Source organism: Brachybacterium sp. Marseille-Q7125 (assembly GCF_023062615.1).
Classification (GTDB): domain Bacteria; phylum Actinomycetota; class Actinomycetes; order Actinomycetales; family Dermabacteraceae; genus Brachybacterium.
Genome location: NZ_JALLAL010000003.1, coordinates 14,887 through 29,243 on the forward strand (window position 1 = coordinate 14,887; position 14,357 = coordinate 29,243).

Genomic DNA, 14,357 nt, shown 5'->3' on the forward strand with positions numbered 1-14,357 from the left:
GGATCACAGGCTCTCGAAGAACTCGATGGTGCGGGCCACCCCGGCGATGAGGGCGTCGACCTCATCGGGTGTGGTGTGCGGGGAAAAGCTCGCGCGGGTGGTTCCGTGCAGGCCATAGCGGCGGTGCAGGGGCCAGGCGCAGTGGTGGCCCACCCGCACCTGGATGCCCTGGGAGTCCAGGACCTGCCCGACGTCATGCGGGTGCAGTCCGGGAAGGTCGATGGCGACGGCGCCGCTGCGCTCCGGGGAGGCGGCGGGGCCGATGATGCGCACCCCGTCGATCGCTGTCAGACCCTCGAGGGCGCGCAGGGTCAGCTGCTGCTCATGGGCGGCGATTTGCTCCATGCCGAGCTCATCGAGGTAGTCGCAGGCGGCGGCGAGACCCACGGCCTGGGAGATCGGCGGGGTGCCGGCCTCGAAGCGGGCGGGCGGCGCGGCATAGGTCGCGCGGTCCATGGTGACGGTCTCGATCATGGATCCGCCGGTGAGGAATGGGGGCATTTGGGCGAGGTGCTCATATTTCCCCCACAGCACGCCGATCCCCGTCGGCCCCAACATCTTGTGCCCGGAGAACGCGACGAAATCAGCGCCGAGCTGGGTGAGGTCCACCGGCATATGGGCGATGGACTGCGCGGCATCGACCACGACGAGCGCGCCCTGCGCATGCGCCGCCTCCACCAGCTGCTCGAGCGGGTTGATGGTGCCCAGGACATTGGACTGGTGGGTGAGCGCAAGAACCTTCGTGCGCTCGGTCAGCAGGGCGGTGAGATCGCTGAGGTCCAGGGTGAAGTCATCGGCCAGGGGGATCCAGCGCAGCTGCGCCCCCGTGCGGCGGGCGAGCTCCTGCCAGGGGATGAGGTTGGCGTGGTGCTCCATCTCGGTCACGAGGATCTCGTCGCCCTCGCGGATCCGCAGGTGGTCCGGGGTGGTGCGATCACCATCGCCGAGGGATCGGGCCACGAGGTTCAGCGCCTCGGTGGCGTTCTTCGTGAAGACGATCTCGTCGGGGCTGGGGGCGGTGAGGAACTGGGCGATGCGCTCGCGCGCCCCTTCGAAGGCGTCGGTCGCAAAGCCTGCCATGCGGTGTGCCCCGCGCTTCACGGCAGCGTTGTGCTGGGTCAGGAATTCCACCTCGGCGTCGATGATCGGGCGGGGTCGCTGCGAGGTCGCGCCGCCATCGAGGTAGATCAGCGGGGTGTCCGCGTCCAGGCGGCGTTCGAGGATCGGGAAATCGGCCCGGATCGACGCGAGGTCGAAGGGTCGGCGTGGGGTGTTCACCGTCGCGGTTCCTCCTTCTGCCGCCAGCTCGGGCCGGGCCCAGGGGATGGCACGGTGGTCACACCGGGCGGCTCAACCATTATAGGAACGCCGAGGGTTCGTAATACCGGCCTGCGGGCTACCGGGACCGTGAGGTGAAAGCGCGCGCCGTGCGCCCGGCACGCGGCTGTGAGACCTTGCCAGCGGCTGTGAGACCCTGGGGACTGCTCGCAGCGCCTGCGCGGCGCCCGTCCCGGGAGGTGTGCCATCGACACCCTGATCCTCGTCCTGTTCGGCGTGACGATCCTCGCCGCGCTGATCGTGCTGATCGGCCGGATGCTGGTGCGACAGCGCGAAGCCCGCGAGCATGCCGAACGCACCGGCGAGCCGCTCGAGCGGCCGCGCACCCCGGAGGAGCAGGCGCGGGATCGCCAGACCGCAATGATCTGGGGCTGCATCGTCGTGGCGCTGCCGCTGCTGCTGATCGGCGCGTACGTGCTGACGCGCTGACGCGGGGCCCGGGGCGCGCGACCAGACTCCCCCGGCCCGACACAACACGCCGCACCAACCTCACGAGTGCACCGATCTGTGGCACTCGCGCCACGTATCGGTGTTTTCGGGCGCCTCCACCGGCGTGGCGCTGGGCGTGGGGAGGCGCGCCGCAGACGGGAGAGCACGACGGATTGGGCTACACGACAAGCCGGGCTGGTGGGTCGTGAGGGGCTCGAACCCCCGACCTTCTGGGTGTAAACCAGACGCTCTGACCAACTGAGCTAACGACCCTGAGCGGGGGCATCCCCGCCGGTGAACCGCCCGCGCCACGCGGCCCGGGCGGCCTGATGCCTCAGAGAGTGCGGCTCGCCAGACGCGTGCCGGTCCACTCGGGCGCGAGGCTGACCGAGCTCATGACCCGCAGGCCCGCGGTCTCCGCTGCGTCCTGCACCTCGGCGGGGTTCACGTGCCCGGTGCGGCCGGCCTTGGGGGTGAACACCCACACAGGGGCACCGGAGTCGATGTTCCGCAGCGTGTCCACCATCGCGTCGGTGAGGTCGCCATCGCCCTCGCGCCACCACAGGATGACGGCGTCGACGATCTCCTGGGTGTCCTCGTCCTCGAGGTCCTCACCGATCATGTCCTCGATCGCGTCGCGCAGGTCCAGATCGACGTCATCGTCGTAGCCGATCTCCTGCACGATCTGACCGGTGGTGAGGTTCAGCACCTCGGACAGGTTGCTGGTCGAAGATGCGTCGGCCGACGGTGCCAAGGGAGGAACTCCTCATAAGACGGGGGTGGTGGTTCAGCGTCCGCCCGAGAAGCAGACCCGTGGGTCCACTTGCCGTGCGGCGCGGCCTGAGTCTATGACACCTGCCACCGCCGTGCAGGGCCGACGGGGAGACGAGGGATCCCTGCAGGCCACTGCCCCGCCCCCGTCGGCGTACAGCACCACCGGTGGGCCAGTACCATCGCCCGCCCCATGCCCGCTCCGACCCCGCACCACGCCCACTCCGACCTCGCGGTGCGCTCGCGCCGACCCAATGTCCGCACATGTCCCGCGTCTCACAGGCCAACGCTCCCGCGAGTAGGCATCGGTCCCAGGGTCGGCGGTAGGCTGGCCAGCACCGAGGCCGTAGGAGTCGGCGCTCACGGACGCGCGCACAGCTGGCGCGGACGTCTGCAGCGCACCGGTTCCCGGCCGGTCCATCGCCTCCCGTAGAGAGAAGGACAGTGTGAGCCCGCACGAGACCCCGCGGCCGATCGGCCTGAACCTGCCCAGCCATTCCCAGGACCCGGATCCGGAGGAGACCCAGGAATGGCTGGACTCCTTCGACGCGATGCTCGAGCAGCGCGGACCCGAGCGGGCCGGCGAAGTGGTCCAGAGCGTGCTGCAGCACGCCCGCGATGAGGACATCGAGCTGCCTGACTCGCTGACCACCGACTACATCAACACCATCCCCGTCGATCAGCAGGGCGAGTACCCGGGCGACGTCGAGATGGAGAAGAAGCTGCGCAACATCAACCGCTGGAACGCGGCGATGGTGGTGCATCGGGCGCAGGCCCCAGGGGTCGCCGTCGGCGGTCACCTCTCCTCCTACGCGTCGATCGCGAACATGTACGAGGTGGGCTTCAACCACTTCTTCCGCGGCCGCCAGCACCCCGGCGGCGGCGACCACGTCTTCTTCCAGGGCCACGCCTCCCCCGGCATCTACGCCCGCGCCTTCATGATGGGCCGCCTGTCCCAGGAGGAGCTCGACGGTTTCCGCCAGGAGAAGTCCAAGGCCGGGCAAGGCATGCCCTCCTACCCGCATCCGCGGGCGATGCAGCACTTCTGGGAGTTCCCCACCGTGTCGATGGGCATCGGCCCCGTCGCCGCGATCGAGCAGGCCTCCTTCGACCGCTACCTGCTCAACCGCGGCCTGAAGGACACCTCCCAGCAGCACACCTGGGCGTTCCTCGGCGATGGCGAGATGGATGAGGTGGAGTCCCGCGGCGCCCTGCACATCGCCGCGAAGGAGCACCTGGACAACCTGACCTTCGTGGTCAACTGCAACCTGCAGCGCCTGGACGGCCCGGTGCGCGGCAACGGCAAGATCATCCAGGAGCTGGAGAGCCAGTTCCGCGGCGCCGGCTGGAACGTCATCAAGGTGATCTGGGGCTCCGGCTGGGATCCGCTGCTGGAGAAGTCCACTGACGGCGCGCTCATCGACCTGATGAACTCCACGCCCGATGGCGACTACCAGACCTACCGCGCCGAGGACGGCGGCTTCATCCGCGACAACTTCTTCGGCCGCGACCCGCGCACCAAGGCGCTCGTGGAGGATCTCTCCGACGACGACATCTGGTGGAAGCTCAACCGCGGCGGCCACGACACGAAGAAGCTGTACGCCGCTTTCAAGATGGCCACCGAGACCAAGGGCAAGCCCACCGTGGTGCTGGTGCACACGATCAAGGGCTACCGCCTGGGCAAGAACTTCGCGGGCCGCAACGCGACCCACCAGATGAAGAAGTTCACCCTCGAGGACCTCAAGGCTCTGCGCGACACCCTGCAGATCCCGATCTCCGATGAGCAGCTCGAGTCCGGCAGCCTGTACGACGCGCCGTACTACCTGCCGGATGCCGACAGCCCGGAGATGAAGTACCTCAAGCAGCGCCGCAGCGACCTGGGCGGCCCTGTGCCCTCCCGCCGCACCGAGCACAAGCCGCTCCAGCTGCCGGGCGACAAGGCATTTGAGGTCGCCAAGCGCGGTTCGGGCAAGCAGGAGATCGCCACCACCATGGCGCTCGTGCGGCTGCTGAAGGACCTCATGCGGGACAAGGAGACCGGCAAGCTGTGGGTGCCGATCATCCCCGACGAGGCCCGCACCTTCGGCATGGACTCGCTGTTCCCCACCGCGAAGATCTACAACCCCGACGGGCAGAACTACCTGTCCGTGGACCGGGATCTGCTGCTGGCCTACAAGGAGTCCACCTCCGGTCAGATCAAGCACATGGGCATCAACGAGATCTCCTCCACCGCGGCGTTCACCGCGGCCGGCACCTCGTACGCCACCCATGACTTCCCGATGATCCCGTTCTACATCTTCTATTCGATGTTCGGGTTCCAGCGCACCGGCGACTTCTTCTGGGCCGCCGGTGACCAGATGGCCAAGGGCTTCGTGATCGGCGCGACCGCCGGTAAGACCACCCTCGCGGGTGAGGGCCTGCAGCACATGGACGGCCACTCGCCGATCCTCGCCAACACCAACCCCGGCGCGGTGATCTACGACCCGGCCTACGGCTACGAGCTGGGGCACATCATCCGCGATGGCCTCAAGCGCATGTACGGCGAGGATGACCGCCTCCAGGAGGTCTTCTACTACCTCACCGTCTACAACGAGCCGATCATCCAGCCCAAGGAGCCGGAGGATCTGGACGTCGAGGGCCTGCTGAAGGGCATGTACGTCGTCTCCCCCGCGCAGGAGGGCGAGGGCCCAGAGGTGCAACTGATGGCCTCCGGTGTGGGCGTGCCGTGGGCGCTGCACGCCCAGGAGATGCTGGGCAAGGACTGGGGCGTGCGCGCCAGCGTGTGGTCCGTGACCTCCTGGACGGAGATGCGCAAGGACGCCCTCGAGGCGGAGAAGCACAATCTCCTGCACCCCGAGGATCAGCGCACCCCGTGGATCTCCGAGCGCCTGCAGGGCCTGGAGGGTCCGTTCGTTGCGACGTCGGATTACGACTTCGCGGTGCCGGACATGATCCGCCAGTGGATTCCCGGCCGCTACGGCGTGCTGGGGGCCGACGGATGGGGCTTCTCCGACACCCGCCCGGCGGCGCGCCGTTTCCTGAAGATCGACTCCCACTCGATGGTGGTCAAGGCGCTGCAGATGCTGGTGCAGGAGAGCGTGAAGGATCCCTCTGTGCTGCGTGAGGCGATCGACCGCTACGACCTGCTGAACGTGAACGCCGGCGAGTCCGGCTCCTTCGGCGGCGAGTCCTGATCGATACGTCGGCCCGCCCACCCCGGTGGTGGGCGGGCCGACGTCGTCCCCGGATACTCTTGCCCCTACCTTCTCCCCTGCCCGCCGCCGCGGCGGGCTCCTGACCGACCTGGAGGTTCCCTCGTGCTCGCGATCGTCTGCCCCGGACAGGGGGCGCAGAAGCCCGGCTTCCTCAGCCCGTGGCTGGAGGTGATCGGGGTGCGCGATGCCCTCGGGGAGCTCTCCGAAGCAGCCGGGGTGGACCTCATCGAGCACGGCACCGCCTCGGATGCCGAGACGATCCGCGACACTGCCATCGCGCAGCCGCTGCTGGTGGCCGCGGGCATCATCGCCGCGGACTGCCTGACCGGCGGCGACGGCTTCGCCGCGGGGACCCAGGCTGATGTGCTAGCTGGGCACAGCGTGGGCGAGGTGACTGCTACGGCACTGTCCGGGGTGCTCAGCGATGCCGATGCGATGCGCCTGGTGGCTGTGCGCTCGCGTGCCATGGCGAAGGCCGCCGCCGCGGAGCCGACGTCGATGGCGGCCGTGGTCGGCGGCGTGCGCGAGGAGGTCCTCGCCGCCATCGAACAGCACGGTCTGGCCCCGGCGAACATCAACTCTGCGGCGCAGGTGGTCGCAGCGGGCGCGCAGGAGGCGATCGCGGCGCTGGCCGCAGAGCCGCCGGCCCGTGCCCGCGTGATCCCCCTGCAGGTGGCCGGGGCCTTCCACACCCGGTACATGGCCTCGGCGCGCGAGGAGCTCGCGGCCTTCGCCCCTCAGCTCACCCCGCACGATCCGCTCGCGCAGTGCCCGCTGGTGTCCAACGCCTCCGGTGAAGTGGTCACCGAGGGTGCGCGCTACCTTGAGCTGATCGTGAACCAGGTGGCCTCGCCCGTGGACTGGGAGGCCTGCATGGGCGTGTTCGCCGAGCGCGGCGTGACGGGCATCCTCGAGCTCGCCCCGGCCGGCACGCTGACGGGCCTGGCCAAGCGGGAGCTGAAGGGTGTGGCTTTGCAGAATCTGAACACGCCGGAAGACCTGGAGGCCGCGCAGGCCTTCGTGAACGAGCACGGGCTGCACCACTTCGGGCCCGAGGAGGACTGATCATGACCGTCACCCTGAAGGCCCACCCCACCGTCGCGGGCTCCCGCGTCCTCGCCTACGGCGCCGCCCGCGGCGACCTCGTGGTGCCCAACGATGACCTCGTCGGCCCCATCGATTCCTCTGATGAGTGGATCCGGCAGCGCACGGGCATCATCACCCGCACCCGGGCGAGCGAGCAGATGGGTGTGCAGGACTTGGCGCTCGCGGCCGGGCGGGAGGCCGTGGAGACCTCGGGTATCGACCTGGAGACGCTGGATGCGATCATCGTCTCCACCATTTCCTTCCCGTACCCGACGCCGTCGCTCGCGACGTGGCTCGCCGGGCAGCTGGGACGGCCCGATGTCATCGCCTATGACATCTCGGCCGCCTGCGCGGGCTTCGCCTATGGGATCGGGCAGGCCGATGCGCTGATCCGCTCCGGCAGCGCCCGCAACGTCCTGGTGATCGGTGCGGAGAAGCTCTCCGACTACGTCTCCCCCACCGATCGTTCGATCTCGTTCCTGCTGGGCGACGGGGCCGGTGCCGCCGTCGTCGGCCCGAGCGAGGTGCCACTGATCGGCCCCACCGTGTGGGGGTCCGACGGCGACCACTGGGAGACGATCCGCATGACCGGCTCCCTCACCCAGTTCCGCGACGGCGAGGAGCCGTGGCCGACTCTCGAGCAGGATGGTCGCACCGTGTTCCGTTGGGCCGTGTGGCACACCGCGGCGAAGATCCGCGAGATGCTCGAGCTGTCGGGGCTGACGGTCGAGGACGTCGACGTGTTCGTGCCGCATCAGGCGAACATGCGGATCATCGACGAGCTCGCCAAGCAGCTGAAGCTGCCCGAGAACGTGGTGATCGGCCGCGATATCGCCGAAACCGGCAACACCTCGGCGGCCTCGATCCCGCTGGCAACGCACCGCCTGCTGGCCGAAGGCCAGGCGAAGAGCGGCGATGTGCTGGTCCAGTTCGGTTTCGGCGCGGGCCTGGCGTACGCCGGCCAGGTGCTCGTGCTGCCCTGATCCCACAGTCGGCGGGCTCTCAGTGAGGTGAGCATCACCTCTCGGCGAGTCCGCTGATCACCGCTGACAGATACCGCCCGGTCACAACGGTAGGCTGTCCCCCGCCACACATCCCCACTTCCGAAGGAGCAGTCATGGCACACACCGAGAACGAGATCCTCGAGGGCCTCGCCGAGATCGTCAACGAGGAGACCGGTGTCGCCACCGAGGACGTCAAGATGGACAAGTCCTTCACCGACGACCTCGACATCGACTCCATCTCGATGATGACCATCGTGGTCAACGCCGAGGAGAAGTTCGAGGTGCGCATCCCCGACGAGGAGGTCAAGAACCTGGCCACCGTCGGCGACGCCGTCAAGTACATCGCGAGCGCCCAGGCCTGAGCCCCGCATGACGCCCGGGACGCACACCGTCCCGGGCGTCTCCGTTCTCCGCCCGCACACCACCCGGAGGTTCTCCCATGTCCGCGTCCCGTCGCGTCGCCGTCACCGGTCTTGGCACCGTCAATCCGCTCGGCGGTGACGTCGCCTCCACGTGGGAGGCGGCGCTGGCCGGCACGTCAGCCGCCCGCACCTTGGAGAACGACTGGAAGGACTCGTACGGGCTGAGCGTCGACTTCGCCTGCCAGCTGATCGATGGGGCGCTCGAACCGCTGTCGCGCCCGGAGGCGAAGAAGCTCGATCCCTGCGGGCAGTACGCGATGGTCGCCGCCCGTGAGGCCTGGCAGGATGCCGGTGCTCCCGAGGTCGAGCCGGAGCGGCTCGGCGTAGTGGTCGGCACTGGGATCGGCGGGGTGTGGACCACGCTGGATCAGTGGGATGTAGTGCGTGAGCGCGGCGCCCGTCGAGTGAGCCCCTTCACTGTGCCGATGCTCATGGCGAATTCTGCGAGCGCCCACATTTCGATGGAGCTGGGTGCCCGCGCCGGGGCCCATACCCCCGTCTCCGCGTGCGCCTCCGGGGCGGAGGCCGTGGCGGCGGGCATGAACATGATCCGTGAGGGCCGCGCGGATGTGGTCGTCGTCGGTGGCACGGAGGCCTGCATCCACCCGATGACCCTGGCGGCGTTTGCGAACATCCGTGCGCTCTCCAGCCGTGTGGATGACCCGCAGCACGCTTCGCGCCCCTATGACGTGGACCGCGACGGCTTCGTGCTGGGCGAGGGCTCCGCGATCCTGGTGCTCGAGAGCGAGGAGCATGCCGCCGCGCGCGGCGCCGAGGTCTACGCCTATGCGGCTGGCCGGGGCATGGCCTCCGATGCCCATCACATCTCCGCGCCGTCCGCGGAGGGCCAGGCCCGCGCGGTGCGCGAGGCGGTGTCCGATGCTGGCGTGGCTGCTGCGGATATCAAGCACATCAATGCTCACGGCACCTCGACGCCGCTGGGTGACATCGGCGAGCTGCGCGCGGTCTCCGATGCGCTGGATGGTGTGACCGACCAGATCGTCGTAACCTCTTCGAAGTCGATGACGGGGCATCTCATGGGCGGCGCCGGGGCGATCGAGTCGCTCTTTTCCGTGCTCGCGGCGAAGCACCGCATCTCGCCGCCCACGATCAACATCGAGACGCTCGACCCCGAGACCCCGATGAGCATCGCTCAGAACAGCACGGTCGAGCTGCCCCAGGGCGATCTGGCGGTGCTGAACAACGCCTTCGGCTTCGGCGGCCACGACATCGCCGTGGTGTTCACGAGCGCCTGAGCGACCCTGGCCAGCGCGGACCTGCCCTGAGCGGGCCTCCGCCCGAGCGCCCCGCCCCCGCGCCGCTCAGCTCACGCGGTGAAGCCAGCGCATGGGCACGCCCTCGCCCGCGTGGCGGTAGATCTCCAGCTCCTCGTCCCAGGGCTCCCCGAGCGCGATGCCGAGCTCGCGCTGGAGGGCGCGGGCATCACCGCCAGCGCGTTCCATGCACCCGCGCACATGGTCCTCGGTGAGCACGATATTGCCGGCATGGTCGGTCGCGGCGTGGTGGATACCGAGCTCAGGGGTGCAGCTCCAGCGCGCGCCGTCGGTGCGGGAAGTGGCCTCCTGGGTGACCTCGAAGCGCACCTCGTGCATGCCGCGCAGGGCCGAGACCAGGTGCGCGCCGGTGTCCTCCCGGCCCCGCCAGCTGAGCTCGGAACGCATGAGGCCACGGCCGATGGACTGCTCCTCCCAGCGCATGTGGGGAGGCACGCCAATGACTCCGGCGGCGGCCCATTCGATGTGAGGCGTGAGGGCCCGCGGCGCGGAGTGGATATACAGAACGCCCTGGGTCATCTCGTTCCTTCCGGTTCCAATGCGTCTTCCCCAACGAATCGGTGCCCTGGATGGAATCGACGACAGCGGGCGGCTGTCTGCTGGTAGAGCTTAGAACCTCTCGCGGATCGCTCGCAATGCCTGCTTCTTCACCGACCGCTCCAAGCCGTCGAAGTACAGCGCGCCATCGAGGTGCCCCACCTCATGCTGGATGAGCCGGGCGATGATGCCCTCGCCGGCCAGTTCGATCTCCTCGCCCTCGAGGTTCTGGCCCACGCAGCGGGCGTAGGCGGCGCGGGTGCGGGGGTAGAACAGGCCCGGGACGGACAGGCAGCCCTCATCGTCGTGCTGCTCCTGCTCGGACAGCTCCACGATCACGGGGTTGAGGATGTAGCCCACTTCGCCGGTCTCCACGAGGTGCCAGGAGAAGGCGCGCTGGCTGACGCCGATCTGGTTGGCGGCCACGCCCGCTCGGCCGTCGTCATCCACGGTGTCCAGCAGGTCCTGGACGAGGGCCCGGGTGCCGTCGGTGATCGTGCGGATCTCGTCGCAGGGGGTGCGCAGCACGGGGTCGCCGACGATGCGGATCGGTCGGATCGCCATCAGGCCTGTTCCTCGCCCGGGTGCGGGCTCGCAGCATCAGCGGAGGTACCGTCCGCGGCCGACGGGTCCCCCTCCGCGGATGCCGCGTCACTCGCCGGAGCATTCGATTCAGCGCGCAGGGGGCGATGCTTCACCTCGACGCCGGGCACGACGGTGCGCTCGACGGTGCAGCCGGCCACGATGGCGCGCTGAATGACGGTGCCAAGCGCCTGGACCTGCTCCTCGGAGAGGCCCTCGAGCGGCAGCTGCAGCTCCTCGACGATCCGCTCGTAGCGGTTCAGCTCGTCATCGGCGGTGCCGTGCGCCCACAGGCGGAGGTCCACCTGCTGGCCCAGTCGGCGGGCGATGGCGTTGTCCGCGGACATGCCGGCGCAGCCGATCAGTGCGAGCTTCAGCAGCTCACCGGGGTTGATCTGGCCTTCGCCGTGGCCGATGGGGATCTCGACGCCGCGCTGGTTGCGGCCCACGAGGGTGCGATGTCCAGTGCGGTCAGCCCACACGCTGCCGGGTCCGAAATCCTCGGGCAGCTCGAAGCGATCATCGGGCAGGGTCGGCATCGGCCTGGCTCCTTCAACGGCGTGGGGTGGGGCGGAAATGCGACAGCCCCGGAGGTGGTGTCCGGGGCTGTGCGCTGTGGGCTCCCGCAGTTGGACTTGAACCAACAACCCTTCGATTAACAGTCGAATGCTCTGCCGATTGAGCTATGCGGGATCGACCTGGACGACTCTAGCAGGGTCGCCGCCGCGCCTGCACGTCGAGATGCCCTCCAGGGTGGGATTATGACGAAGCTAACCCCGCCAGGCGGGCGTTGATCTCGTCGTCGGCTGTGGGGTCGGTGGAGCCGCGCACCTCGAGCGTGGGGACCAGCCCGTCGTCGGCCGCCTGATGCTCCTCACCGTGCGTCTGGGCGGTGGCCTCGGTGCTGCGGTCGGTGATGATCTGGAGCATGCGCCGGGCGGCCAGGCGTCCGTATTCGACGGCGGAGCGGCTGGCGGCGGTGATGCGCGGCCGATGGGAGCGCATCATCGCGGAATCCTCGTAGGAGGCGATGGCGATGTCCTGCGGGATGCGCAGACCTTGCTGGGCGATCACGCGGGCTCCGCCGAGGGCCATCTCATCGCTGTCATAAATGATCGCGGTGGGCGCATCGCCCGTGCGCAGCAGTTCGGCGGTGGCTGTCGCGGCACCGTAGGCGGTGAACCCGGCCTCATGGAGGATTGGGTCGATGCCTTGCTCGGCGCACAGGGCGGCGAAGGTGGCGTCGCGGGTCGCGGTGTGGAGGTATTCGCCAGCGCCGGCCAGGCGGGCGATGCGGCGATGCCCAGCCTTTGCGAGATGTTCGACGAGCAGGCGGGTGACGAAGGCATCGTCGGCGTAGACGGCGGGCAGGGTGCCGTGGTGACCGGGGCCGCCGACGACGAGGGCGGGCTGCCCGAGCTGTTCGAGGACGGGGACGCGCGGGTCATCCACGCGCAGGTCCAGCAGGATCACGCCATCCACGCGGCGCTGCCCGAACCAGCGGCGGTAGGTTTCGATCTCCGCGTCGGTGTTCTCTACGATCTTCATCTGCAGCGAGTAGTCCCGGGCGCTGAGGACCTCCTGCAGTCCGGCGATGAACCCGCCGAAGAATGCTTCGCTGCCCAGCACGTCCGCGGGGCGGGCGAGGACCATGCCGATGGTGAGCACGGGCGCCCCGGCCAGTGCCCGGGCCGCGTGGGAGGGCATCCAGTTCAGTTCGCGGGCGATCTCGACGATCCGCGCGCGGGTGGCATCGGAGACCCCGGGGCGGCCGTTGACCGCGAGGGAAACAGCGGCAGCGGTGACTCCGGCACGCTCGGCGATGTCGGCGATGGTGACGCGTCGGCCGCGGCCTCTCCCCTGCGGCGCAGAGGTTCGACCTTCGCGGGGTTCCGCGGTGGACGGCGCTGTGCTGTTCGCGGCTTTCCGCGTACTCTGAGACGCTGTCATCGCCGATTCCTCCCGACGCTGGGATCGTATCTCGTAACTGTAGGCCCACCAGCTGATCTGAGGCTGAGCGGAGGTCCCGCGCTCGGCCTACTTGAACGCTATAGTAGTGGGAACATCTGGCATTGCGGCAGCGATCAGCGAATCACGCTGTCGCATTGTTCCATCCCATCACCCTCACCTGCTCGCGACCTGAAGGACACCGATGTCTGCCACTGCCCCGCCCGCGACCCCGACCACGACGCGGCCCGGGACCGCTGCTGCGGTGCGCTTCGGCGCGAACTACACGCCGCGGCGCGGCTGGTTCCATGCATGGCTGGATCTGGATCTGGACCAGGTGGGTGAGGATCTACAGGAGATCGCCGAGCTCGGCGCGGACCACGTGCGGATCTTCCCGCTGTGGACCCTGCTGCAGCCCAACCGCACTCTCATTCGCGAGCGCGCCCTCGAGGATGTGCGCGCCGTGGTGGATGTGGCCGGGCGGCTGGGCCTGGATGTGTGCGTGGACGCGATTCAGGGGCATCTGTCAAGCTTCGATTTTCAGCCCAGCTGGCTGACCACCTGGCACCGTCGGAACATGTTCACCGATCCCGACGTGGTGGCCTCCACCGCAGAGCTGGTGCGCCGCCTGTCTGCGCAGGTGGCCGATGCGCCGAACCTGCTGGGCATGAGTGTGGGCAATGAGGTCAACCAGTTCAGCGCCTCCAACCACCCGGATCCCGATCCGCTGAGCGTTCAGCAGGCTGAGGCGTGGACCCGGCGGATGCTGCAGGCTGCCCGCGAGGGGGCGCCGGAGGGCCTGCATTCAGTGGCGAACTATGACGCCGCGTGGTTCATGGACGATCACGCCTTCACCCCGGATCAGTCCGCACAGCTGGGGGACGCGACGGTGGTGCATTCGTGGATCTTCGATGGCACCGGGCAGAAGTACGGGCCGCGCTCCTACGAGGTGGAGCACCGGGCGGAGTATTACCTCGAGCTCGCGCGCAGCTTCTCCCCCGCTCCGGAGCGGCCGCTGTGGCTGCAGGAGGTGGGCGCGCCCCGCAATGTGCTGGGTGAGGACGATGTAGCGTGGTTCGTCACCCGCACTGTGGAGACGGCGCTCGATTGCCCGCAGCTGTACGGCGTGACCTGGTGGTGCTCGCACGACGTCTCGCAGGACTTGGCGGATTTCCCGCCGCTCGAGCACACGCTGGGGCTGTTCACGGCCGATGGGGCGCTCAAGGACTCCGGCCGTGCGTTCCGTGATGCGATCGCCGCGGCGAAGGAGCAGGCGCCCGCAGCGCCGCGAGGGCGCGCGATCGACTTCCCCGTCGGGCCGCACCCGCTGCTGGAGCGCTCTGCCGCTGCTCCCGGCGGCGCGGTGTTCGAGGCGTGGATGGAAGCGTCACGGGCCGGGGAGCGGCCGGCGGTGCGCGTGATGCGCGAGCACGGCGAACTGCGCGCGGGCGATACCCGCACCGGCGGCGCTGCGGCGACTCGCGGCAGGGCCTGAGAGCGCGCTCATGGGCTAGCGGATTCATGCCGAGGGGCACCAGCTTCACACGAAGGCTCGCCAGCCGCCCCTCCGTGGCCACAACATGTCCTGCCTGTGATCCATCTGAGCAGGTCACAGCGGCTGACGTGGTAGATTCTGCGAGGCCCTCGTGCAGGGCGCGGCCCAGTAGCTCAGCAGGTTAGAGCAGCGGACTCATAATCCGTCGGTCGCGGGTTCAAGCCCCGCCTGGGCCA

At 69.0% G+C, this 14,357-nt stretch carries 13 protein-coding genes and 3 tRNA genes; 8 read left to right on the top strand and 8 right to left on the bottom strand.

The genetic code is table 11. The features are described from left to right. Nucleotides 1-3: 3 nt before the first annotated feature. Nucleotides 4-1,278, bottom strand: a complete 1,275-nt coding sequence (locus tag MU407_RS01415; RefSeq protein WP_246954803.1) for a cysteine desulfurase — start codon at nt 1,276-1,278, stop codon at nt 4-6. 276 nt (nt 1,279-1,554) lie between these two features. On the opposite strand from MU407_RS01415, the gene MU407_RS01420 reads away from it, so the two are divergent. Next, the gene (locus tag MU407_RS01420) at nt 1,555-1,767 is read left to right on the top strand and encodes a hypothetical protein (protein ID WP_233190761.1); all 213 of its coding nucleotides are present in this window, start codon (nt 1,555-1,557) and stop codon (nt 1,765-1,767) included. 196 nt (nt 1,768-1,963) lie between these two features. Here the strand turns inward: MU407_RS01420 and MU407_RS01425 are convergent. Further along, nucleotides 1,964-2,040 (bottom strand) — tRNA-Val (locus tag MU407_RS01425). 61 nt (nt 2,041-2,101) lie between these two features. Next, nucleotides 2,102-2,521, bottom strand: a complete 420-nt coding sequence (locus MU407_RS01430) for a DUF3052 domain-containing protein (protein WP_102236326.1) — start codon at nt 2,519-2,521, stop codon at nt 2,102-2,104. Between the two features lie 463 nt (nt 2,522-2,984). Here MU407_RS01430 and aceE point away from each other — a divergent pair, with 463 nt between their 5' ends. The 5 genes from aceE to MU407_RS01455 all read left to right on the top strand — a co-directional run bounded on the left by aceE (nt 2,985) and on the right by MU407_RS01455 (nt 9,521). Further along, complete coding sequence (aceE, locus tag MU407_RS01435) at nt 2,985-5,732, top strand: pyruvate dehydrogenase (acetyl-transferring), homodimeric type (protein ID WP_246954804.1); 2,748 nt, start codon at nt 2,985-2,987, stop codon at nt 5,730-5,732. A gap of 123 nt (nt 5,733-5,855) precedes the next feature. Next, a complete protein-coding gene (locus MU407_RS01440) occupies nt 5,856-6,818 on the top strand; it encodes an ACP S-malonyltransferase (protein ID WP_246954805.1) in 963 nt (320 codons plus the stop codon). Nucleotides 6,819-6,820: 2 nt separating this feature from the next. Next, nucleotides 6,821-7,822: a beta-ketoacyl-ACP synthase III gene (locus MU407_RS01445; RefSeq protein WP_246954807.1), complete on the top strand. Its 1,002-nt coding sequence runs from the start codon at nt 6,821-6,823 to the stop codon at nt 7,820-7,822. A 134-nt stretch (nt 7,823-7,956) separates the two neighbouring features. Continuing rightward, nucleotides 7,957-8,205 (top strand): acyl carrier protein, encoded by a 249-nt coding sequence (locus tag MU407_RS01450; RefSeq protein ID WP_246954809.1) that lies wholly within the window; start codon nt 7,957-7,959, stop codon nt 8,203-8,205. Nucleotides 8,206-8,282: 77 nt separating this feature from the next. Next, nucleotides 8,283-9,521 carry a beta-ketoacyl-[acyl-carrier-protein] synthase family protein gene (locus MU407_RS01455; RefSeq protein WP_246954810.1) on the top strand — a complete coding sequence of 413 codons (1,239 nt, stop codon included), beginning with the start codon at nt 8,283-8,285 and terminating at the stop codon, nt 9,519-9,521. 66 nt (nt 9,522-9,587) lie between these two features. Here MU407_RS01455 and MU407_RS01460 read toward each other — a convergent pair whose 3' ends face one another. The 5 genes from MU407_RS01460 to MU407_RS01480 form a co-directional block, all read right to left on the bottom strand. Further along, complete coding sequence (locus tag MU407_RS01460; RefSeq protein ID WP_246954811.1) at nt 9,588-10,079, bottom strand: DUF3145 domain-containing protein; 492 nt, start codon at nt 10,077-10,079, stop codon at nt 9,588-9,590. A gap of 90 nt (nt 10,080-10,169) precedes the next feature. Next, nucleotides 10,170-10,661 carry a peptide deformylase gene (locus MU407_RS01465; RefSeq protein WP_102236333.1) on the bottom strand — a complete coding sequence of 164 codons (492 nt, stop codon included), beginning with the start codon at nt 10,659-10,661 and terminating at the stop codon, nt 10,170-10,172. After that, complete coding sequence (locus tag MU407_RS01470) at nt 10,661-11,218, bottom strand: OsmC family protein (RefSeq protein ID WP_246954812.1); 558 nt, start codon at nt 11,216-11,218, stop codon at nt 10,661-10,663. The genes MU407_RS01465 and MU407_RS01470 overlap by 1 nt, the downstream gene beginning before the upstream one ends. 81 nt (nt 11,219-11,299) lie before the next feature. After that, nucleotides 11,300-11,372: transfer RNA gene (locus MU407_RS01475), tRNA-Asn, on the bottom strand. A 66-nt stretch (nt 11,373-11,438) separates the two neighbouring features. Further along, nucleotides 11,439-12,629 carry a LacI family DNA-binding transcriptional regulator gene (locus MU407_RS01480; RefSeq protein WP_246954813.1) on the bottom strand — a complete coding sequence of 397 codons (1,191 nt, stop codon included), beginning with the start codon at nt 12,627-12,629 and terminating at the stop codon, nt 11,439-11,441. 202 nt (nt 12,630-12,831) lie between these two features. On the opposite strand from MU407_RS01480, the gene MU407_RS01485 reads away from it, so the two are divergent. Next, entirely contained in the window at nt 12,832-14,121 is a 1,290-nt protein-coding gene (locus tag MU407_RS01485) for a cellulase family glycosylhydrolase (RefSeq protein WP_246954814.1), read from the top strand. 162 nt (nt 14,122-14,283) lie between these two features. Continuing rightward, a tRNA-Ile gene (locus tag MU407_RS01490) sits at nt 14,284-14,357 on the top strand.